18 protein-coding genes are annotated in these 22,942 nt (G+C 54.7%); 5 read left to right on the top strand and 13 right to left on the bottom strand.

Translation table 11 applies throughout. The features are described 5' to 3' along the window. Positions 1-469: 469 nt before the first annotated feature. Complete coding sequence (locus tag ACMGEE_RS13630) at positions 470-1,180, bottom strand: DUF3053 domain-containing protein (protein ID WP_253456659.1); 711 nt, start codon at positions 1,178-1,180, stop codon at positions 470-472. A 648-nt stretch (positions 1,181-1,828) separates the two neighbouring features. Here ACMGEE_RS13630 and ACMGEE_RS13625 point away from each other — a divergent pair. After that, complete coding sequence (locus ACMGEE_RS13625) at positions 1,829-2,617, top strand: DUF4225 domain-containing protein (protein WP_436830209.1); 789 nt, start codon at positions 1,829-1,831, stop codon at positions 2,615-2,617. Positions 2,618-2,620: 3 nt separating this feature from the next. Here the strand turns inward: ACMGEE_RS13625 and ACMGEE_RS13620 are convergent, their stop codons facing one another. The 9 genes from ACMGEE_RS13620 to ACMGEE_RS13580 form a co-directional block, all read right to left on the bottom strand. Beyond that, complete coding sequence (locus tag ACMGEE_RS13620) at positions 2,621-2,914, bottom strand: hypothetical protein (RefSeq protein ID WP_253456654.1); 294 nt, start codon at positions 2,912-2,914, stop codon at positions 2,621-2,623. Positions 2,915-3,283: 369 nt separating this feature from the next. Beyond that, positions 3,284-4,885, bottom strand: a complete 1,602-nt coding sequence (locus tag ACMGEE_RS13615) for a gamma-glutamyltransferase family protein (RefSeq protein WP_436830208.1) — start codon at positions 4,883-4,885, stop codon at positions 3,284-3,286. Between the two features lie 15 nt (positions 4,886-4,900). Continuing rightward, on the bottom strand, positions 4,901-5,776 hold the full coding sequence (locus tag ACMGEE_RS13610; protein WP_370734869.1) for an ABC transporter permease: 876 nt from the start codon (positions 5,774-5,776) through the stop codon (positions 4,901-4,903). A gap of 2 nt (positions 5,777-5,778) precedes the next feature. Continuing rightward, a complete protein-coding gene (locus tag ACMGEE_RS13605) occupies positions 5,779-6,720 on the bottom strand; it encodes an ABC transporter permease (RefSeq protein ID WP_301730585.1) in 942 nt (313 codons plus the stop codon). Positions 6,721-6,735: 15 nt separating this feature from the next. Beyond that, positions 6,736-8,250, bottom strand: a complete 1,515-nt coding sequence (locus ACMGEE_RS13600) for an ABC transporter substrate-binding protein (protein ID WP_436830207.1) — start codon at positions 8,248-8,250, stop codon at positions 6,736-6,738. Next, positions 8,247-9,338 (bottom strand): ABC transporter ATP-binding protein, encoded by a 1,092-nt coding sequence (locus tag ACMGEE_RS13595; RefSeq protein WP_253456639.1) that lies wholly within the window; start codon positions 9,336-9,338, stop codon positions 8,247-8,249. Before ACMGEE_RS13595 ends, ACMGEE_RS13600 begins: the two co-directional genes overlap by 4 nt. Beyond that, a complete protein-coding gene (locus tag ACMGEE_RS13590; protein WP_253456636.1) occupies positions 9,335-10,333 on the bottom strand; it encodes an ABC transporter ATP-binding protein in 999 nt (332 codons plus the stop codon). The genes ACMGEE_RS13595 and ACMGEE_RS13590 overlap by 4 nt, the downstream gene beginning before the upstream one ends. Further along, positions 10,330-11,046, bottom strand: a complete 717-nt coding sequence (locus tag ACMGEE_RS13585) for a FadR/GntR family transcriptional regulator (protein WP_253456634.1) — start codon at positions 11,044-11,046, stop codon at positions 10,330-10,332. Before ACMGEE_RS13585 ends, ACMGEE_RS13590 begins: the two co-directional genes overlap by 4 nt. Positions 11,047-11,613: 567 nt before the next feature. After that, positions 11,614-11,850 (bottom strand): hypothetical protein, encoded by a 237-nt coding sequence (locus ACMGEE_RS13580; RefSeq protein WP_253456631.1) that lies wholly within the window; start codon positions 11,848-11,850, stop codon positions 11,614-11,616. Positions 11,851-11,981: 131 nt separating this feature from the next. Here ACMGEE_RS13580 and ACMGEE_RS13575 point away from each other — a divergent pair, with 131 nt between their 5' ends. Then, a complete protein-coding gene (locus ACMGEE_RS13575) occupies positions 11,982-12,275 on the top strand; it encodes an HTH-type transcriptional regulator (RefSeq protein WP_125289253.1) in 294 nt (97 codons plus the stop codon). 75 nt (positions 12,276-12,350) lie between these two features. Here ACMGEE_RS13575 and ACMGEE_RS13570 read toward each other — a convergent pair whose 3' ends face one another. Further along, a complete protein-coding gene (locus tag ACMGEE_RS13570; RefSeq protein WP_253456628.1) occupies positions 12,351-13,826 on the bottom strand; it encodes a glucosyltransferase domain-containing protein in 1,476 nt (491 codons plus the stop codon). 130 nt (positions 13,827-13,956) lie between these two features. Between ACMGEE_RS13570 and ACMGEE_RS13565 the strand changes: the two genes are divergently transcribed. Continuing rightward, complete coding sequence (locus tag ACMGEE_RS13565; protein ID WP_301251537.1) at positions 13,957-15,003, top strand: NAD(P)-dependent alcohol dehydrogenase; 1,047 nt, start codon at positions 13,957-13,959, stop codon at positions 15,001-15,003. A 70-nt stretch (positions 15,004-15,073) separates the two neighbouring features. Here ACMGEE_RS13565 and glyS read toward each other — a convergent pair whose 3' ends face one another. Together glyS and glyQ are read right to left on the bottom strand one after the other, a co-directional pair. Further along, positions 15,074-17,143 (bottom strand): glycine--tRNA ligase subunit beta, encoded by a 2,070-nt coding sequence (gene glyS / locus ACMGEE_RS13560; protein ID WP_301730589.1) that lies wholly within the window; start codon positions 17,141-17,143, stop codon positions 15,074-15,076. Positions 17,144-17,152: 9 nt separating this feature from the next. Then, complete coding sequence (gene glyQ / locus ACMGEE_RS13555) at positions 17,153-18,061, bottom strand: glycine--tRNA ligase subunit alpha (RefSeq protein ID WP_253456618.1); 909 nt, start codon at positions 18,059-18,061, stop codon at positions 17,153-17,155. A 969-nt stretch (positions 18,062-19,030) separates the two neighbouring features. On the opposite strand from glyQ, the gene ACMGEE_RS13550 reads away from it, so the two are divergent. Then, complete coding sequence (locus ACMGEE_RS13550; RefSeq protein ID WP_436830206.1) at positions 19,031-22,204, top strand: autotransporter outer membrane beta-barrel domain-containing protein; 3,174 nt, start codon at positions 19,031-19,033, stop codon at positions 22,202-22,204. Further along, a complete protein-coding gene (locus ACMGEE_RS13545) occupies positions 22,168-22,722 on the top strand; it encodes a CaiF/GrlA family transcriptional regulator (RefSeq protein ID WP_436830205.1) in 555 nt (184 codons plus the stop codon). The genes ACMGEE_RS13550 and ACMGEE_RS13545 overlap by 37 nt, the downstream gene beginning before the upstream one ends. Positions 22,723-22,942 lie beyond the last annotated feature (220 nt).

Genomic DNA, 22,942 nt, shown 5'->3' with positions numbered 1-22,942 from the left:
AGCCACCGGGTAAAGTGTGATCTCTATCACCACATAGCGCGGTGAACAGGGGGTTTTTACGTGAAGCCGATCACATAAAGGACAAAAAACAGGCTGATGCTGTTTATTAAATGGGCTTGCCTGGGAGTGTTATGTGATTGATATCACACTTTGTTTTCGGGACTTTATGCCTGATACGTGATGTGGTTCACAATTTATTTACAGCGGCTGGGCAACCGCTAATATTGTCTGTGGCTGAAAAGATTTGATGAGCCGAAATGGTCTGTGGCTGATACGGGCTGTTGAGCCGAAATGGTCTGTGGCTGAGAAGGGCTGTTGAGCGGAAATGGTCTGTGGCTGTGAAGGGCTGATGAGCCGAAATGGTCTGTGGCTGAAAAGGGCTGTTGAGCGAAAATTGTCTGTGACTGATAAGGGCTGTTGAGCGGAAGAAGAGGCGGGCCGTTTAAAGCGAGCGGCCCGCAGCAAAATGTTACTGGCCCTGCAGCGCGATTTGCGCCTGACCAAGCGCATGCGCATTGGCAGAAATATTGCTCATCAGCGTGTTGTACTGGGTCGCCTGTTGCTGGGTCGGGAACTGTATGGTCTGACCGTTAAAGGTCACCTGCGAACCCTGCTGCTGCAGGAAATCGCCCGTCTGCACCGCGTCCTGGCTTAGCTTCTGTAATGCAGGCAGCAGCGGCAGCAGCGTATCGGCTGGCTGCGTGACGACCTTGTTATAAAGGTTGTCATACACCGTTTTCAGCTCCGCTGGCTGTTTCAGTCCGGCTTTGCTGCTGTCGGCCTGCGTTTTCGCCGTCTGGATCTGTTGTGCCAGCACCTCCAGCGAACCGCTGGCCTGACGCAGAGAATCGCGACGGGTCAGGTAGTCCTGCGGCGCACGGATAGCAGACAATTCATCCACTACCGGCTTCAGACCGTTATCCACCGCGCGGTTAACCTGCTGGGAGAAGCCATAAACAATAGCGTAGTCGCTGGCGTAATTACCGACACGCTGTTTCTGATCTTCACTAAGGGCGGGCAGATGTTCGCCGCTGCGCATCGCCGTATTTTGCAGAAAATCGATAAAGGCTTTGCGCTGATCCGCTTCTTTATCGCCACAACCCGTTAGCTGAAACACCAGCATCAGCGCCATAAAAGGCGCCAGCAGACGCGTCCAGCCGCGAATGGTTCCTGTCGTCATCGGAAGTAACTCCTGTAATAGAAATGCTACAAGCAAAAGGCGACCTGTGTCGCCTCTGAAGAATAGTTCAACTCGACTGACGAGGATACGGAAATCGGTTGCTTATACGTGAAGAAAATTTAATTTTCGGTTGGAAAGCACTCAGATTTCTGCCTGTGCGGTCGCTTTTCCACAGGTTGTGTAGCCTTGTCGCTTATGTCTTCTTACATGCGGGAAGGCCAGCCTGATTTTGCCTGACTTCATGAAGAGGACGGGCTGCCTTTTTCACAAATTTTGTGGGGTTCGCGCCAGCAATGTTGGGCCTGGATTACGGCATCCGAATAAATCCATAGCCTGTGTATCTCTCTTTTCTCTGCTCGAGCTGCCGGGCGTTTCTGGGCCCCGAAAAAATAATCCTGTGATCCTGTATAGCCTTTCATATGCCAAATATAACGCTCCCAGCCAGCGTTATTCCTCCTATACCGGTTTGTTGATCTTTCCTGTAATCGCTAATTTGTAAACGGCATAGGCACAGAAATCCTACCTGCCAGCGGGAATAGACCCGTTTTATGCAGAAGCAAATTTTCAGCTTCTGGTTAAGCGCCGTAGCTTTGTGCCTGACATTACCGCTGTGGTATACATTTTTGGCACTGATAACAAGGAATCGTTATGGATAACTATCTGGATAAGAATCGCTTTAAAAAAGTTTACCGCATACAGGCAATGGGTAAGGCGGATGCGCTCAGAGACATGGCCAGACAGGCTGGAATACGGCATATCAAAAGCCTGATATTGCGCAAAAATTTTAATCGTGAAATGGGCAGTTTTATAGAAGAACAGCTGAAATCGATTAACAGAGCCAGTAGTGAACGAGAATGCAAGTTCTTCCTGGATAATCTGCATCAGGAAAAAGCGTTTATTAGTGAGCAGAGCCTTTCTCTTAATATTAAAAAGGCCAGGGTTGTGGTGTCAGCAGAGCTGACCAATACTCTCGGAACATGGGGGTATTTTATTAACGGTGTGGGTGTGATTATAGGGACCGGACAAATAGTGGCCGGAGCAGGTATAGTGGTGACTTCTATACTCACCGGTAATGTAATAGGTGTTATTGCAGGAGCAACTATAGTTTTGCATGGAGCAAATAATGTATACGAAAGTTTTCAAAATATAAAAATTAATCAGAATGATACACAAGGATTCTTGCGTAGTGGTTATGTGAAAACTGCCAAATTCCTCGGTTTCAGCGCGACTACAGGCCGTGTAGCATATAGTGTGGCTGACATATCTCTTTCAGGATATGGTTTAGCAAGAATGATTCTTAAACCAGATTCCTGGCGACTTTACCGTTATCTGCCATCAGATTTTATCAGAAATGTAAAAGTTGTTGGAGCGCCTTCATTAGCTTTGGAGGCGCTGGGAGATAGCATTACTCTTAAAAGCATTTACGACCAACGCTAAGAATTATATTAACTTATAATAAATTATCTTGGCTCCCAATTTTACGGGGGCCATAAAATAAAAAACCACAAGGACAATAAAGTAAACAAAAAGGTAAGAGTAAAAGCTACCATTATCAGACCTGATAAACTCAACAACACCAATAGCTGTAATAATAAAGACCATGAGTAAGACAACTTTAAAAACTCTGAGCAGGCGCCTTAAGGTTTCATGTATTGTCCAGCCCTCACCTTCTGACATACGTTCAACGTAAATCCTTTCCTTTTCGCTAAGTTTGCTTAAATCCACATTATCCATCGCACCTTTCCTTTATTTGCAAATCCATTATGAGCAATTTTAACCCGAATCTATTATGCAATATAGTATTTTGTGGGCTGGAAAACCTTCGGGAGGCATATTATAGCCGCCCGAAAGATTTTAAGAGAAAAGCAGAATTATGAACGGGCCACTTTCTGAAAAGGTGATCTACATGGCCTTTGCTGTTTCGCATTTAGCTACCAGCTTTTCGAAAAAGGGCGGCCAGTTCCGGCACCAGGATGACTGGATCATTTCTGGCACTGATATAGCCCGCCTGTACGCCGATCCGCCGTTTGCCCATCTGCCGGCCATGCCCGTTGCAGTACGGGCAATCCGAAACTGTGGCTGCTCAAAGGCAGAGCATAAGCCTCAAAATACCAGTGCCTGGCCGTCCTTGCGGCTTTCGGTGGCGGCTATCCAGAATCCCTGCGGATCGCGAACTATCGCCTGCGCGCCGCCGAAGCTGTAGGTCTGCAGCGGATCTTCCACCACGATGTGATGGCCCATCGCTCGTAAGGCGGCAATGACGTTGCGATCTAACGCCGGTTCGACAATCACTTCCCGGCCCGCCACCACGCGCCAGCGCGGCGCGTCAATGGCCGCCTGAGGATTCTGCTTATGCAGCATAATGCGCAGCGCCATTTGTAAATGCCCCTGCGCCTGCATCGGGCCGCCCATTACGCCAAACGACATCAGCGGCTGGCCGTCGCCGTCGAGTGCGAAAGCGGGGATAATGGTATGGAAAGCGCGCTTGCCGGCCGCCACCACGTTGGGATGCGTTTCCTCCAGCACAAAGCCTGCGCCGCGATTTTGCAGGCTGATGCCGGTATCGGGCACCACGACGCCAGAGCCGAAGCCCATATAATTTGACTGAATAAACGACACCATCATGCCGTTAGCATCGGCGGTAGAAAGGTAAACCGTTCCGCTCTGCTTCGGCGCGCCAAAGGTAAAATCGCCGGCCTGATGGGGATCGATCAGCGCGGCGCGTTCCCGCAGATAGTCGTCGCTCAGCAGCAGTTCAGCAGGAAACTCCATATGCTCTTCGTCGGCGATATAACGTTCCAGATCCACCAGCGCCAGCTTCATCGCTTCAATAGAGAGATGCAGCCACTGCGCCGAATCCGGCTCGTAACGCTCAATATCCCACTGTTCCAGAATGCCCAACGCCATCAGCGTGGCGATGCCCTGACCGTTCGGCGGCAGCTCCTGCACCGAACCGCCGGCAAAAGGGCGGGAAAGCATCGTCACCCAGTCGGCGCGGTGGTTGTGCAAATCTTCCAGCGTCAGCGCCGCGCCGTGCTCTTTGGCGAAAGCGGCGATTTTTTCCGCCAGCTCGCCGCGGTAGAAAGCTTCGCCGTTGGTGGCGGCGATTTTCTCCAGGGTTTCCGCCTGGCGAGGATTGCGGAACAGCTCGCCGACGCGCGGCGGACGGCCTTCGGGCGCAAAGCAGGCGCTAAAGCCTGGCTGATCGCGCAGCTTCTGGTAGCCGCGTTCCCACAGGTGCCCTATCAGCGGCGACACCGGAAAGCCGTTACGCGCATAGTCGATGGCCGGCTGGGCCAGCGTGGTTAACGGCAGCGTACCGAAACGCTCCGCCAGCTCAACCCAGGCGGACACCGCGCCCGGCACGGTTACCGAATCCCAGCCAATCTCCGGCATCGCCTGCAAATGGGCGAAGGTTTCGCGTGACCAGGCGGCGGGTGCGCGGCCTGAAGCATTCAGCGCATGAAGTTGGTTGCCGTCCCAGACGATAGCGAAGGCATCGCTGCCAATGCCGTTGCCGGTCGGCTCCACTACGGTCAGGGCGATAGCTGTCGCAATCGCCGCGTCCACCGCATTACCGCCCAGCTGGAGCATTTTGATCCCGGCCTGTGCCGCCAGCGGCTGCGAGGCGGCGACGGCGTTGCGGCCCATCATCGGCACGCGATAAGACGGATAGCCCACGTTAAAATCACTGATTCCACTCATAGCGGTTCCTTAAAGTTAATCGTTGCGCGGATCGAGCGCGTCGCGCAGTCCGTCGCCCAGCAGATTAAAACCCTGCACAATCAGAAAAATGGCAAGGCCGGGAAAAATCGACATCCACGGTGCCTGTTCAAGAAAGCCTTTGGCGGTGTTGAGCATCGCGCCCCAGGAAGGATTGGGCGGCTGCTGGCCCAGGCCCAGAAACGACAGGCTCGCCTCGGTAATAATGGCGGAAGCGACGGCCAGCGTGGCCTGCACCAGGATCGGCGACAGCACGTTGGGCAGCACATAGCGCAGCACGATCCAGCGATCGGGCAGGCCGATAGCGCGCGCGCCGTCGATATACTCTTCGTTACGGATAGCAATCACCTGGCCACGCGTCAGGCGGGCGAAGATGGGCATGGCCGACAGGCCGATAGCGATCATCGCATTACCCAGGCTGGGGCCAAGAAAAGCGCCCAGCGCAATCGCCAGGATCAAAAAAGGACAGGCCAGTAGCGCTTCGATAAAGCGTGAAATCACGCCGTCCCACAGGCCCTGTCGGTAACCGGCAATCAGCCCCAGCGGGACGCCAATCAGAATGGCGATCGCCACGGAAATACAGCCTGCCAGCAGCGAAGTGCGCGCTCCCCAAATCATCCGCGACAGAATATCGCGCCCCAGTTCATCGGTGCCGAGCCAGTGCATAGCGGAAGGCGCTTTGCGCACGGCCAGGAAATCGGCTTTGATCGGATCGAAAGGGGCCAGCCAGGGCGCGAGAAGCGCCATCGCCACAAACAGCGCCACAATCACCGCGCCGATCATCGCGCTTTTATTGCCGAGAAATTTTTTCAGCACCCGATTAGTGGGCTTGCGCAGGGTCGCCGCGCCGCCAGCCGTCAGAACTTCACTCATGGTCAGCCTCGCATTTTCGGGTTAATCAGCACGTAAAGCACATCGGCCAGCAGGTTCAGCAGCAGAAAGCCAATAGCCACCACCAGCACCACGCCCTGCACCACGGCATAATCGCGGTTAAACACCGCATCGACGATCATCTTGCCGAAGCCGGGCAGGGTAAAAACCTGTTCGGTCAGCACCGCGCCGCCCAGCAGTTCGCCAAACAACAGGGTGGTCAGCGTGATCACCGGCACCAGCGCGTTGCGGAAAGCGTGCTTCAGGATCACCTTTTTCGGCAGCAGCCCTTTGGCTCTGGCGGTGCGGATATAATCCGCCTTCAGCACGGCAATCATCGAAGCGCGCGTATGGCGCATCAGCGTCGCGGCCAGGCCCGTTCCCAGCACCAGCGCGGGCAGCAGCAGCGTTTTCACATTTTGCGACACGCTCTCGCTCAGGCTGACGTAGCCGGAAGCGGGCAGCCACTGAAGATGCACGGAAAAGAGCAGGATCAGCAGAATGCCCAGCCAGAAATGCGGCACGGAGATACCGGAAAGCGCCACGAAATTGGTGGCGTGATCGACCCAGCTGTTTTTCCGCACCGCCGCGACGATGCCCATGCTGATGCCAACCAGCAGCGCCACTAGCATCGCCAGCAGCGACAGTTCCAGCGTCACCGGCAGCTTGCTGCTAATCAGCGCGGTCACCGGTTCCTGAGTACGAATAGAAGTGCCGAGATCGCCCTTCAGCGCGTTGCCCAGCCAGTAAAAGTACTGCGAAGGCAGTGGATCGTTCAGGTGATAATGCTCTCTTAGCTGCGCAATTACCGCCGGGTCACGCTCTTCGCCCGCCATCGCGAGGATCGGATCGCCCGGCAGCAGCTTTTGCAGCGAAAAGACCATTATGCTCACCAGAAACAGCGTCGGGATCGCCAGCAGCACGCGTTTACAGATCAGTTCCAGCATGGTCGCTCCTGCGCCTTACGGCGTCATCGTTACGCCAGCCAGGCGCACCAGCCCGTCCGGCCAGGCCTTAAAGCCCTGGAGTTTTTTGGTCATGCCAAAAATACGCGGTTCAAAATAGAGGTAAGCGATCGGCATATCGCTTTGTAGCTGCTGCACCACCTTGTTATACAACGCCTGACGGGCGGCTATATCGTTGGTCTGGCGGGCTTCGGTCAGCCAGCTATCCACCTGTGGATTGCCGTAGCGGCCATCGTCCAGGGTGCCTTTGCTGTTGATAAACGCGAAGATGCTGCCGTCAGGATCGGGACGGCCTGACCAGCCGGAAAGGCTGAGCTGAAAGTCGCCGCGCTGCTGGCGATCCAGCAAGGTAGCAAACTCGCTCATTTGCAGGTTCACGTTAAAGCCCGCCTCGCTGACCATCACCTGGATCACCTGGCCTACCTGCTGCGAGGTGGGATTGTTGGTGACCAGCAGCGTTACGTTGAGCGGCGTTTTCACGCCGGCGGCGGCAAGCAGCGCTTTGGCTTTTTCCACGTCGCGCGCGGGAACGGGCAGCTTAACGTGGTAAGGGCTGACGGGTGAGAAAGCCTGATTAGCCGGCGTGTACTGGCCTTCAAACGCCACCTGATTCAGCGCGTCGCGATCGATAGCCAGCGAAAAAGCCTCACGCACGCGGGCATCTTTTGCAAACGGGCTGTCCGGCGCGGTTTTGCCATTAGCGATATTAAACGTGATGCCCTGATAGCCCAGTCCGGTGACTTTGACCAGGCTCAGGCGGCTGTCGGCGGTAACGGTTTTGACATCGCTGGCGGCAATGCCTTCGGTCAGATCGAGATCGCCGGAACGCAGATTAGCCAGGCGCACCGAGGCATCGGGAATGGGCAAAAAAACCACCTTATCAAAATGATAGGCCGACTTATTCCAGTAGTGGTCAAAGCGTTTCAGGACGATGCGATCCTGCTGCACCCGGCTGGCAAACTGATAAGGGCCGGAACAGACCGGATGCATGGCAAAATCAGGCTTTACGGCGGCTTTCGGCGCCAGCATTGTGCCAGCGCGATCGGTCAGCTGGCTGAGCAGCGCCGCGTCGGCATTTTTCAGATGCAGAATAACCTGAGAAGGCGAAGCCACCTCCACCGACTCAACGGAAGAAAGCTCGCTTTTACGCAGCGAGCCGGGCAGCGTCATGGCACGATCGAGATTGAATTTTACCGCAGCAGCATCAAACTTTTCGCCGTCCTGAAAAGTCACGCCCTGGCGCAGGTTCATGGTTAACGTTTTGCCGTCCTCGCTCCATTTCCAGTCGGTCGCGAGGCCCGGTACCACCTGTAGCTTTTCATCAATATCCACCAGACGATCGCAGAGCGCGGCAAAGACAAAGCGGCCATAGTAGGTGCGGGCAAGGTGCGGGTCGAGCATATCCGGATCGGCGCCCAGGCCGATCCGCAGCGTGCTTTCCGCCTGCGCCGGTAAACTGCCCAGCAGCAGCAGGCCACTAAGGGCGGCGAGTGAAGTATGGCGTAGATTCATGGCGTTATCTCTCCCAAAGAGGTTAAAGCGCGGTGTTTTACCGCCCGATCGAATAGCGCGCGACGGCGCAGAAAAGCGTCTGAAGGCGGCGTAACGGTAATCACGCTGCGGTCACGATTGATCTCCTGCCAGCGGTGGCAGGCCACCTGGCGGCCACCGGCAATGACCTGCTGAATGGGTTCCAGCACGCGGCATTCGTCGCTGACGTAAGGGCAGCGCGTATGAAAACGACAGCCCTTTGGCGGCGCGGCGGGATTGGGCAAGTCGCCCTGCAAAACGGGAATTTGGCGAGCGGCACCCGGCTGCAATCGGGGAGCCGAAGCGATCAGCGCTTGGGTATAGGGATGCAGCGGCGCATCGAAAATTTCCTCTACCGTCGCCAGCTCTACAATCTGCCCCAGATACATCACCGCGACGCGATCGCTCATATGGCGGATCACGCCGAGACCGTGCGCCACCACGATCATGGTCAGGCCAAACTGTTGCTTCAGGCTTTCCAGCAGATTCACTACCTGCGCCTGTACCGACACGTCCAGCGCCGAAACCGGCTCATCGCCCAGCAGCAGCTTCGGGCCGGAAGCCAGCGCGCGGGCAATACCGATACGCTGGCGCTGGCCGCCGGAAAACTCATGCGGATAGCGCCGTGCCCAGACGGCGGGAAGGCCAACTGTTTGCAGCAGTTCGGCGACTTTTTCCTGCCGTTGGCTGCCGGATAGCGACTCGTGCAGCCATAAGGGTTCGCCGACGATATGCTCCACGGTCATGCGCGGGTTAAGCGAGGCGAAGGGGTCCTGAAAAATAATCTGTAGTTCACGACGCAGCTGATTCAGACGTGCGCCGCTGGCTTTGGTGATCTCTTCGCCCTGATAAAAAACCTGCCCCTGAGAAGGGGCGAGCAGCCGCAGCAGCAGCCGACCCAGCGTCGATTTGCCACTGCCTGATTCCCCGACAATAGCCAGCGTTTCGCCCGGCATCACCTGCAACGAAATGCGATCGACAGCCGTGACGTGAGGGTTGCGCTTAAATAGCCGCGTCGGGCCAGGAAAGGTTTTTGTTAAATCGCTACATTCAAGGATGGGTAAGGTCATGCGCATTCTCCAGACGTCACGTGCTCTTCCAGCGGGGCGCGAAAACAGGCGACCTGATGGCGGACGCCGATAGCTTGCAGGGCGGGTTTATGCTGGTGGCAGCGTTTTTCGGCAAACGGACAGCGGGTGGCGAAGCGGCAGCCCTGGGGCATCTGTTCCGGCAGCGGCACGGCGCCAGGAATGGTGGCCAGCGTAGTGGTGCGGGTAGCGGCGCCGGGAATGGAACCCATCAGGCCAATCGTGTAGGGATGCTGCGGATCGCGGAAAATTTCCGCGACGTCGCCGGTTTCGACCACCTGTCCGGCATACATCACCGCCACGCGCTGCGCCACTTCGGCAACCACGCCCAGGTCATGCGTAATCATCAGCACCGCCGTGCCGGTTTCCTTCTGCAAGCTGTTAAGCAGCGCCAGGATCTGCGCCTGGATGGTAACGTCCAGCGCGGTGGTAGGCTCGTCGGCAATCAACAGCTTTGGCCGGTTGATGAGCGCCATCGCGATCATCACGCGCTGGCGCATCCCGCCGGAAAGCTGGTGTGGATAGGCTTTCAGCCGCATTTCCGCCGCCGGGATCTGCACCTTTTCTAATATTGCCAGCGCTACGGCCATCGCTTCACGGCGGTTTACCGCATGATGACGCATCACGGCTTCGCTCAGCTGATCGCCCAGCGTGAAAGCGGGATTGAGCGAGGTCATCGGCTCCTGAAAAATCATCGCCAGCTCGTTGCCGCGCAGATCGGCATAGTCGCGTGCGTTCAGGGTTTGTAGCGGCCGATTGAGAAAAGTGATTTCGCCCTGAACGATCTCCGCGCTGTCGGGCAGCAGGCCCATCAGCGCCAGCGAGGTGATGCTTTTACCGCAGCCGGATTCGCCGACCAGCGCCAGCGTTTCGCCAGCTTCGACCTGAAGCGAAATATCGTCCAGCACGCTGACGGGACTGCCTTTAAAACGAACGTTGAGCTGGCGCAGAGCCAGCACCGGCGTTGTGGCCTTCATGGCAGCTCCTCTTTATCACCGCTGAGCGCTTCGATGAGCGCCTGTTGCAGCGCCAGTAAATGTTCACGCATGGCCGCGGCGGCCTCCTGCGGCTGCCGCTCCGCGATATGTTGCACCAGCCGCTGGTGATGGTCGTCGTAGCTGTGCAGCCGATCCGTCGTTCGCGCCAGCACGCGCAGGTGCTGCCAGCCCGGATCCCGGCGAACCGCGTCGACCGCGTCGAACAACCCCAGCATCAGACGGTTGCCTGCAGCTTCGGCGATAGCCCGGTGAAACGCGCTGTCCCACAGTTCGTGCCGATCGCTGTCGTCCGGGGCGATGCTCTGCATCCTCTCCATCAGCCGCTGCATCAGCGCAACCTGCTCGCCGCTGGCCCGCAGGGCGGCCAGACGAGCCAGCCCCGGCTCCAGCTGAATACGGGCCTCCATCACTTCCAGCAGATTTGAGCGCTGCGGCAAATCGTGCAGCGCCAGCGGCTGAACCGGCGCGGCCGGGCCGACAAACGTGCCTTTACCCTGCTTGCGCCAGATGCGGCCTTCTTCTTCCAGCACGTCCAGCGCCCGGCGGATCTCACGACGGCCCACGCAAAACCGTTCGGCCAGCTCCCGTTCAGTAGGCAGCGGGTTAGCCGGTTGGGCTTCCTGCTGCTGGATCAGCTGGCGCAGCTTTTCCAGCGCGGAATGGGAACTGGTGGAATTTGTTGTATCAGTCATGATTGGTTCGCTTCTTCAGCCCCTGAAATAGTGCGACGGCAGCGGTAATCGAACGGCCAGCCACGGAGATAACAGAGGCAAAAAGCGAACCAATATTGAATTGGTACGGCAGAGCGGCGCGGTTATTTACGTAAGCGTTTGAATTTAAATATTATAAATTTTACCTGTTCAGCCGGGTGGGAAACGGCAGGCAGTAAGATGCCGCTTTTTGGTGCAGATGTGGGCAGACATAAAGCGCCACCGGCGTGCAGATTAATGGCGGGGCATAGCAAATTGACCAGATAGCTTTTTCCGTAGCAGTAAAGGAGAGGCGCCAAATAATCAATCTGCCGGATTGTTAGTAATGGCATTTTTAATAATTAATCGGCCAGATTGTTATTAACAGGTTTTTTAGCGCCGCCGAATAATCCATCTGTCGGATTGTTATTAATAGAATTTTTAGCGGCGCGGAATAGTCACTCTGCCAGATTGTGAATAATCAAACGCTTAACCGGGCCGAATGTGGCGCAGAAACGCTCTGTTCTACGCCAGCGGCAAAGAGCAAAACCGCCACGCTGACGGCTACGCTTAATCTGCCCTGACGCGCCGCTTTATTTTTTCTGTCAGCAGCAAAGTTATCCATGTGTTAGGAATTTTCTGATAACTACCGTTCTGCTTACTCTCTGTCCAGTTTCCTGTAATCGTTACCACCTCAGGCCCCGTATGGCGTAGCCTGAAGCCGTCTGTCGGGATGTAAAGATTTTTGGCGTTCAGGTTTAAAAAATAGTCAAAAATTTGAGCGCAAAAGTTTGAGTTTGCGCCCATACTAAAAATCCTGGCGTTAACCTGCGCTGTCTCGATGAGCTCCTCAGGCTGTTGTTCGCCAGCATTCGGGATCTGGGCCTCAGATCCTCCCTCTGGTTGTTCACATTCGTGATTTTTATGAGGAGTGCTCTATGGAAGTTAAAGACCCAATGGGTGAGTTGTTGTCCAGCCTTGAGCACATTGTGCTTACGCGTGAAGTTATCCAGGCCGCTCCCGCATTAAAGGGTGAAGTGTTAATGCCCGAACCAAAACGCATACGGGAAATTACCGGCATGGAAGTTGATGAGTTTGCCCTGGCAATGGGCGTTAGTGTTTCCTCGGTTAAGAGCTGGGAAGCGAAGCGCAGTAAACCTTCGCGCAGTGCTCAAAAATTAATGCTGTTGATCCAATCAAATCCTTGTCTCAGCCGTGAGCTGCTGGGATAGTAAAAAACGGTCTTTTGCTGTGCCAGTAATTGAAAAACCCGCCCGCTGGCGGGTTTTGTGTTTTAAGATTTTGTCTTAGCTGCCGCAGCTGGCATGAGTGAAATCAATCAATATCACCTTATCTTTTCTGTACATCATATAATCCTGATTCTGCGCAACAGGTTTTCCGTGACAAAGGTATTGGGCGGTATCCGTCGTGACGCCACTGTCTGGCGCAGGCCACAGCGCTGAAAACCCATTATTTTTCATATAAGGGAAAGGCCAGTACCAGTTAGCGAAATAATCAGGAACCATTACTGAAAGCATCGGATAGTTTTTCAATGAGTTAGTATAAACAGGCGATCGCGGCGCCTGTCCGTTAAAGAACAAATAAAAACTTTCAGACGGTAGCTCCCGCATATCCCATTTTATTTCCTGAACCAGGCTCTGATTAAATTTATCCTGCTGGCGCAGCGCGTTGCCGTAAGCGTAATAAGCCGTCATGCCGTATACAACAGGGATCAGCAGCAGCCAGTTAGCCTGTTGTAGGCGGGGCGTCAGGGCATAATTAATGACTAAAGCGGCAAGAAGCATGAAGCCACTGACAGCGATCAACGAGCGAGCGGAGAGCAATGGATTTTGCAACAGCAGCAGGCTGCCAGGGATCATTAACAGGGCAATAAAAGGCGTAATCAATGCGATAACGGCAACGGCAGCGGCCATGACGTCGCGCTGACGGCGTAAAAAAAGCAGGCTTAACGCCAGAGCCGATAGCCACATAGCGATCGTTATGCCAAGCAGGTAGTGCATTCCGCCATGATTTTTAACCAGCGTATCGGCAATAAACTGGCTGTAGGCTTCACTATTCTCTGTCCATGTTTTCCACAGGTTGCCAACCGCCAGCGCCGGGTGATTGGCCTCGTTTTTTCCGGAGAAAGTGACCGTCAGAATAAGCTTCAGATAGATTACCGTGGCAAGCAGCACTTCAACGACGCGATGCAAGAGCGTGGTGAGGATTGCCTTCGCCGTATCCTGTCTGGCCATTTGCTGATAAAGCCCTGCCATTACCAGCAGAACCGCAATATTGATCGCCGTCTGGTACAGACAATAAATAGCAATCAACATCATCGTGCCTGTCACAAACCTTAGCCAGCGATTGTGTGAAGGAAGGCAAAAGTAAAGCAGGCTGAGACTGATGGCTGCCGTAAGCGTAAGAACATCAAATCGGTAGGAAAAGACTTCTGCCAGATAGGGGTTGGCAAAAAAAGTCAGCGGGATTAATACAAGGCCCGGTAACTGCCAGCCTGTAAGCGCTTTTTTCGTGACTTGATGCAGACTGAATGCCAGCATAAAAATGCTCAGCAGCAAAGGCAGGGGAAATATATCGGTCATATGCGAGCTGAGAAAAAGCAGCTTCATCACTATATCAGCAAGAGGACGTCCATCTGCCCCCCAGTTGGTATAGCCCAGGGTCGAGCGGCCAATATCGTCAATATAATAGTTGTTAGCGATAAGCAGCGGAAAAGCGAAGAGTGCAGTGCAACACAAAAGGTAACGAAAAGCGGGTTTCATACCATTGTACCTAAAGCGTTGATTGTATATTAATTAACTAAAGCCTTTCCACTCTCATTTACAATTCCGGCTTGCCCCGGCCCGCGCATTTCTCTACTCTACGCGGCTTTGCCCAACAGGGGACAGCCACATGCAGGTTAAAGGCCTGGCAGCAAAATCTGCCACTACTTCTCTTGAACCATTCGAATTTCAACGCCGCGAACTGCAAGCCGGCGATGTGCATATTGATATCCACTACTGCGGCGTTTGCCACTCCGATCTGCATATGGCGCGCAACGAATGGGGCGTCAGCACGTTTCCGCTGGTGCCCGGCCATGAAATTGTAGGCCGCGTGATTGCTACCGGCAGCGACGTTAGCACCTTCAAAGCGGGCGACCTGGTCGGTGTCGGCGTGATGGTCGACTCCTGCGGCCACTGCTCGCAGTGCAGTCAGGGCGAAGAGCAATATTGCGAAGCGGGCTTTACCGCTACCTATAACGGCGAAGAGAAAACGATCGGTGGTAAAACCTTCGGCGGCTATTCCGACAGCATCGTCGTAGACAGCAAGTTCGTGGTTAACGTGCCGGAAAACCTGACGCTGAGCGCGGTCGCGCCGCTGCTGTGCGCGGGCGTAACCACCTGGTCGCCGCTTAAACACTGGAATATTCAGCCCGGCCAGCGCGTGGGCGTTATTGGCCTGGGCGGTTTAGGGCATATGGCCGTCAAGCTGGCCAGCGCGCTGGGCGCGGAAGTGGTGCTGTTTACCACTTCGCCGGCCAAAGGCGAAGATGCGCTGCGCCTGGGTGCCAGCAGCGTGGTGGTGTCTAAAGATGCAGAGCAGATGGCGGCGCAGGCCAACAGCCTCGACTTTATTCTGGACTGCGTGGCCGCACCGCACGATCTCGATCCTTATCTCAACGCGCTGAAAACCAACGGTCATCTGGTGCTGGTCGGCATCCCGGATGCGCCGCACAAGTCGCCAAACGTGACGCCGGTCGTCTTTAAGCGTCTGAGCATTTCCGGCACCTCTATCGGCAGCATTGCGGAAACGCAGCAGATGCTGGATTTCTGCGGCGAGCACAACATTGTGTCAGACGTGGAAGTTATCCGTCTGGAAGACGTAGAAATGGCGTTTGAGCGGATGCTGAAAGGCGACGTGAAGTACCGCTTTGTGATTGATATGAAAGCGAAAGGCTAAAAAAAACCCGCCGTTATGGCGGGTTTGTTACCGTCAGCTTTAAACCCCTTCCCTCAGGTGGGAGGAGGATTTACTGCAGCAGAGAAATATCCGCAACTTCCAGGAACAGCTGGCGGAGTTTGGTCAGCAGGGTTAAACGGTTGATGCGCACTTCACGATCTTCCGCGTTCACCATGACTTTCTCAAAGAAGTTATCCACGGCGGCGCGCAGCTGCGCCAGCTCGATCAGCGCATCCTGATAGCGGCCTTCCGCGAAGTAAGGCGCCAGCTTGCTGCTTAAGGCAGACACGTAGGTCGCCAGCTGGATCTCTTCGTTCTCTTTCAGCAGCGAGGCCTGCACGCTGTCGTTCAGCGTTTCGCTGGATTTCGCCAGAATGTTGGAGACACGCTTGTTAGCCGCCGCCAGCGCAGCCGCCTCTTCCAGGGTGCGGAAGTGGGACACGGCTTTCATACGCGCGTTGAAATCCGCCGGACGAGTAGGGCGACGAGCCAGCACGGCCTGGATGGTGTCGATGCTGTGGCCTTCTTCCTGATACCAGGTGCGGAAGCGACCCAGCATAAAGTCGATCACGTCATCGACCACTTTCGCGTTGCTCAGCTTGCTGCCATACAGGCGCACCGCTTCTTCGGTCAGCGTTTGCAGATCCAGCGGCAGATTCTTCTCGACGATAATACGCAGCACGCCCAGCGCGGCACGACGCAGCGCGAACGGATCTTTATCGCCTTTTGGATGCTGGCCGATGCCGAAAATACCCGCCAGCGTGTCCATCTTGTCGGCAATCGCCAGCGCGCAGGCGACCGGGTTGGACGGCAGTTCATCACCGGCAAAGCGCGGCTGATACTGCTCGTTCAGCGCCACGGCAACGTCTTCCGCTTCGCCATCATGACGGGCGTAGTGCATGCCCATCACGCCCTGCGTGTCGGTGAACTCGAACACCATATTGGTCATCAGGTCGCATTTGGACAGCAGACCGGCGCGGGTCGCATGATTGACGTCAGCGCCAGTCTGTGCGGCAATCCAGCCAGCCAGCGCCTGAATGCGGTCGGTTTTATCGCGCAGCGTGCCCAGCTCTTTCTGGAACAGAACGGTTTCCAGACGCGGCAGATTGTCTTCCAGACGCTGTTTGCGATCGGTATTAAAGAAGAATTCCGCATCGGCCAGACGAGGACGCACCACTTTTTCATTACCGGCGATAATCTGCGACGGATCTTTCGACTCGATGTTGGTCACAAAGATAAAGTGCGGCAGCAGCTTGCCCGCATCGTCGTAAACCGGGAAATACTTCTGGTCGCCTTTCATGGTGTAAACCAGCGCTTCGGCCGGCACCGCGAGGAACTTCTCTTCGAATTTTGCCGTCAGCACTACCGGCCACTCTACCAGCGAGGCGACCTCTTCCAGCAGGCTGTCGCTCAGATCGGCATGGCCGCCAATCTCTTTCGCCGCCGCTTCGGCATCGGCTTTGATCTGCGCTTTACGCGCCTCGAAGTCGGCCTGCACCTTGCCGCGCTCCAGCAGGATCTGCGGGTATTGATCGGCATTATCGAGAGTGAATTCCGGTTCGCCCATAAAGCGGTGGCCGCGAATAGTGCGGGCGGAGTCGATACCCAGAATGGTGGCCGGAATGCTCTCTTCGCCCAGCAGCAGCGTCACGGTGTGTACCGGACGCACAAACTGCACGTCGGAATCGCCCCAGCGCATCAGTTTAGGAACAGGCAGCTTCGCCAGCGAGGTGGCAACCATCGCAGGCAGCAGCGACTGCGCGCTTTCGCCTTTCATATGGGCGCGATACAGCAGCCATTCGCCTTTGTCGGTGCTCAGACGCTCGGCCTGATCGACGGTGATACCGCAGCCGCGCGCCCAGCCTTCCGCCGCTTTGGTGGCGACGCCGTTGGCATCAAAAGCCGCGGCGATGGCCGGGCCGCGCTTTTCCACTTCGCGATCGGGCTGCGCAGCGCTTAAGTCTGCGACCTTCAGCGCCAGACGACGAGGCGCGGCATACCAGTTTACTTCGCCGTGCGTCAGGCCGGCGGCATCCAGTTCGGCGGTAAAATTCGCGGCAAAGGCTTCGGCAAGATTGCGCAGCGCCTTCGGCGGCAGCTCTTCGGTGCCGATCTCCACCAGAAATGTTTTTTCAGTCATGGCTGCCTCTTATTTTTTATTGCACATCGGGAAGCCCAGCGCCTCGCGAGACGCATAGTAAGCTTCAGCCACGGCTTTGGTCAGGGTGCGGATGCGCAGAATATAGCGCTGGCGCTCGGTCACGGAGATAGCTTTACGCGCGTCCAGCAGGTTAAAGGTATGACCCGCCTTCAGGATGCGTTCGTAGGCTGGCAGCGGCAGCGGTTTTTCCAGCTCCAGCAGGCTTTTCGCTTCTTTTTCGTACTGCTCGAAGCAGGTAAAGAGGAAGTCGACGTCGGCATACTCAAAGTTATAGGTAGACTGCTCCACCTCGTTCTGATGGAACACGTCGCCGTAGGTGGTTTTCCCCAGCGGGCCGTCGCTCCAGACCAGATCGTAAACGCTGTCCACGCCCTGGATATACATCGCCAGACGCTCCAGGCCATAGGTGATTTCGCCGGTCACCGGCTTGCACTCCAGGCCGCCGACCTGCTGGAAGTAGGTAAACTGCGTCACTTCCATGCCGTTCAGCCAGACTTCCCAGCCCAGGCCCCACGCGCCCAGCGTTGGGTTTTCCCAGTTATCTTCCACGAAGCGGATATCGTGGACAGTCGGATCCATACCCAGCTCTTTCAGCGAGCCGAGGTAGAGTTCCTGAATATTGTCCGGTGACGGCTTGATGATCACCTGGAACTGATAATAGTGCTGTAAGCGGTTCGGGTTTTCGCCGTAGCGGCCGTCGGTAGGACGGCGGGAAGGCTGCACGTAGGCCGCGGCAATCGGCTCCGGCCCCAGCGCGCGCAGACAGGTCATCGGGTGAGAGGTGCCCGCGCCGACTTCCATATCCAGCGGCTGCACGATGGTGCAGCCCTGACGTGCCCAGTAATCCTGTAAGGTCAGGATCAGACCCTGAAATGTCTTGGTATCAAACTTTTGCATGTTGTTTTCGCACGCGAGACGGTTTTAAAAGTGGGCGTCAGTATACCCTTTGACCGTCGGTTAGTCAGCCCGATGTTGGCTATGGCGGCTATCCGCTATTTTCGGCGTAGTGCAACGGCCGCGACGGCGAGGCTGACCATGGCATTTTGTCAGGACCGCCGCTGGCCCATAAGACCAGGCGGCGGCATGGCCTCTTTTTATGAGGGGCTTAATTTCGCCTTCAGAGCCGTTCAGAGAAACGGTGAGCAATGTTTTTGAAAACAACTTGCTGTTTCAGGATATTTTCTATGACGTTAAACAGGATTTCTTATCGAGTACAGTCACCAGGGGAAAAACAATCGCTATAAAACATATTAGTAGATAAAGATTTCAGGAGCGAGGCTGAATTATATCTTATTTTTTATTGTTGATTTTTCTTATTGTTTTTTAAAAAGGCAGAATAGCCTGCCTGGGCATTAATTCTTTATGGCGGACGATCACGGTAAAATAATATTAATTTATTTTACAAAAAATTTTCCTTTCCCTGTGTTTATCTGTGCAAGAGAAAAAGGCTTAAGAGAAAATAGCTCTGTTTTCTTCACACCAGGCGCATTCTGAACGGCTTTACGTCCTCTTCTGCATGACGTTAAATTAAGTTGTTTATTGTTAGGGAGATAGCTGTTATTTGATATATAAAATAATTTTATCGAGACGAGTAAAAATACTCATTTTACAGCTTTCACCTGCAATTTTCAAACTCATCCATGTTATTTAATTCGGCTGAAGTTTAGCTGAAGAAATATAAAACCTCTATTTTTTAAAATTTCTTCTCAGCACGCCATTTTGGTTTGAGGAGACTCGATCGGTTTTAATTAATTCAGACAACACGGTTACCGCGTAATTACTATCGATCGCTTAATTACTACCGATAAAGCAGGGTTTAATTTAATAAACCTTTTGCGTCTTTTTATGTGAAAAGGAATTGCATTGATGGAAAAAATCAGCTTCAGACTCAGCGCTGTGGCCTTATCTGTCCTGTTCGGCCTTAGCGCAACAGCGATGGCGGCCAGCGTATCATCTGTTTCCGTACCTGATGTGAGCTCGCTGAGTAAAAACAACGGCTATTATAGCGGCGGCGGCTCGGTATTTATTGGTGGTTCTGATTTGGCGAGGTCTGGCGATGCCACCAGCGGCGCTTCATGGCAGAGCATCAATACGAAAACGGCAGGGTTTAACTCGCTGGTGAATAGTACGGGTTATACAGGCTATCTGGACAAGGATGCGGCCACGTTAGCTTTCGATTCGAATCACTTTGTTGACGAAGATTATGAACGCTCGCTGCACGGAGAGCGTCAGGTCAGCTTTTTAGCGGCCGATGGCCATTCGCGCCCGACGAATATTATACAAGGCCTGCTGATGGGAACGGCGGAAAGTCGTTATACCAAAACGCAGTCGGTTACTCTTTATCAGCGTGACACCAGCGGAAATATTCAATATCAACAAGACGCCGACGGTAACTATGTCCTGGATACTGCAGGCAACCGTATTCCGCTGACCGTCAGTAATACAATCGAGCTGGATCGCAATTCAGACGTTTATCTGCGTCCGGCTGACGTGGCAGGCGGCAGCTATGGCCTGACGGAAGCTACAATTTATTCCAAAGTAAAAAGCCTCAGCAATGACGTTGCCGCTGCGGTTACCGTAACCGGCGATTTATATGAAACCGGCTGGAATGGCCATGCGCGTGACGTGCTGAGCATAAAAGACAGCCTGATTGACAATACCCTTGCAGAAGATGCCTATGCTACCGATCCGTCAGTGGCAGGCAGCACCAACGAACAGAATTACAGCGAGCGTCCTCACGCCGTGGGCCTGGATATCAGCCAGACCGGCGTAAACTGGCAGACGGACAGTGCGGGCAACCCGATCAACGCTGGCATTGCGACCAATGCCGTGCCGCAGGAAGCCAATATCATCCTGAACAATGTGCAAATCGTCGCGCAAAACCTGGCGGCCGTTCATCAGGACAATCACGCTTATAAAAATCAAAACGACTATAGCGATCTCGCCGATAGCCGCTCTACAGCGCTAAACGTTAGCGGCTCTGGCCTGCTTATCGCCGTTGATGGCACCAAACTCACCGGGGGCGTAAACGGCGCGGGCAAATCGCTGACGCTGTCCGGACATGCCAACCGCGCCAATATTGCTGGCGGCTCTGTTCTGAACGGCGATATCAGGATTAGCCATGACGGCTACAAGCCGGTCATCACCGTCACCGTGAAACGCGATGCTAACGGCAACTACGTGGCGACAGGCACTGCCGCAAGCACCAGTCTGCAGCGCGCCTATAACGGCAACGAGCTGAACGTAACAAGCAGCGAAATCAACGGCGATATCACGGCTGCTGGCGTTACCGGCTATGAAATCCAGCTGGTCGACGTAACGGACAGCAATGCGCAGGTCAATATTGCGCCAACCGTACACACTACCGCCCAGGCTATTTATAACAATGCCGTCAGCACTATTCAGCAGAGCGTGCTGGCCAACCTCAACAAGGAATGGACGCCGGTGGCGGTTAATCTGAACGCCAGCACGCTGAACGGCAGCGTTAGCGGCACCACCACGCTGAATAATCCGACGGAATACGGCCATACCAGCGGCGCGCGGGTGCTGACCTGGCAGCCTGATTTGAGCCTGAGCAACGGATCGGTCTGGAATGCGGCAACCAACAAAAACGGTGTCGGTGAGGAGGTTAAAGTCAGCAATCTGCACGACTTCAATCTGTCCGCTTCTACGCTGAACCTGGTCAATCTGAACGAAACGACGGCGACGCTGAGCAGCAAAAATCGCTATGAAAACCTCAGCACGGCCCGTGTAGTGGTGCATAACAACCTGACTCAGGATAAAGACGCTAATGGCAATTATCTGGCCTCGACCATCGCTATCGGCAAAGGCGTGGTAGAGCCGCTGCTGGATCTCGGCGGCAGCTATGTCTGGGGTTCATTGCAGGTGAAGGGCAGCGCTGCGGGGCATTATCAGCTGAATATCGCCAGTTCGGGCATTGAGCCCTATAGCAAAAACGGCTATCTGGCCTCTGGATCCGCCGTCGATCCGCACAGCTTTGTCAATTACAAAGACGCTAACAGCGATGCCTGGTTCCACGGCGAAACAGAGCTGGGCGTTTATCAATATATCGCGGTTAACGAGTATAACGATGCCGTGCAGGGCGAGCGCAACGTCTACTTCAAGCGTAACGGCAAGCTCTCTAACTCAGCCGCAACGGCGGTAAGCCTGCCTGCCGCTCAGGCCAACGTAGCCGTGCAGAAAGCCGATGCGCTGGCCAGCCACCTGAATGCTGCACGCCATGCGGATGCGGACGGCGTCTGGCTCTCGTGGTTTGGCGGCACGCATAAAAACAAGGTAGCGGGCGACGCTTCCTATAAAGTGAAAACCAACGGCCTCATGCTGGGCGTGGACAGCGCCTTTGACGCGGATAAAGGCGGGAGCTGGCTGACTGGCGCGGCCTTCAGCTCCTCGCGCTCCAGCATGGACGTGAAGAACAGCAGCGGCGATATCGACAGCTACGGTGCGCAATTCTATCTGTCGCGCCGTTACGATAACGGTGTGTTTGTCGATACTCAGGCGCAGTTCGATCACTTCAGCAACAGCGCCGACGTTCGTATGCTGGGCGGCGGCAGAGGCGAGGCGGAGTTTTCCAGTAACGGCTACGGTCTGGGCGTAACGCTTGGCTACGCCTGGCAGTATGGCGACTTCTCGGCAGATCCTTATGCGAAGCTCGCTGGCCGGACTTTCGAAGGGGCGAAATATACTCTGAGCAACGGCATGGTGGTCAACAACAGCGACTACAACTCCGTACAAGGGGAGCTTGGCGTCAACCTGGGCTACGACTTCAAATTCAGCGCAGGCTATGTGAAGCCTTACTTCCACCTGGCCGGCATTCATGAATTTGCTGACGACAATAAAGCCCGCATCAATAACGTGACGCTGAACAACAGTATTGACGGTACCGCCCTTCAGGTAGGTGCAGGCGCGGAACTGAAATTTGATAACAGCATCAGCGGCTATGCCGGTCTTGATTACACCAAAGGCGGTGATATCGAACGGCCATGGCAGGCTACGCTGGGCGTGAACTACAGCTGGTAAAAAGGGTTATCACCCACCCTGCTTCTGTCAATTTGGAAGCAGGGTTTTTTACATCGTTGAAGGAGAAAGATGTGAATTTACACCGTGTAGGAAAACAACCTTTGCTGCGAAAAGCGGTAAAACAAAGCAATCACGACGGCGCTAATGTGCCGCTGTCTCTGAAAGATCATGCTGAACAGCCTTTATATATGCTGGTCGCCTTATGGTGTTTGCAACAGGATGACTGGCTGGATCGTCAGCAAATTTCAGCGGCTTTTTCCATTACCGAACGCCGGGCTTCCTTTCTTATTTCCTATATACAGCGCCATGCCGAGCGGATTAATTGCCTGACCCGTAAGGTCAAAAAGGCGCCCACGGGCAGATACCGGCAGCAGCTGAAAGTTCAGCATGTTCGCCTGGAGGATATCGACCCCAAGACAGCCGCCGTCCGTCAAAGTAAATTTAAAACATCTCTTTATGCGGAACGGCAGGAAAATTGGCGCTACATCCTGTCCCGACAGGCGTCAGACGTTAAATAATTTTTACTGTGTGCCTGCGTTCCGTTATGGGTAAGTTGACGATGAAAGCAGATCGCCAGTTTGTTGTTGATATGTAACTACACAGAAGCACCCTTATTCATCAGGGAAAGCAACAGGGTTAAGTGGGGCGAGCTATCTCTAACCACTTAATGCTTTACGCTGTTGCCGAAACCCTGTGTTTTCCAACATCCTGTCGGGCCGTTACAAATTCTCGCCGCGA

Source organism: Erwinia artemisiae, from assembly GCF_051400835.1.
Lineage (GTDB): Bacteria > Pseudomonadota > Gammaproteobacteria > Enterobacterales > Enterobacteriaceae > Erwinia > Erwinia aeris.
The sequence above is the reverse complement of the archived record's forward strand: the minus strand, read 5'-3'. Positions and strand labels throughout refer to the sequence as shown.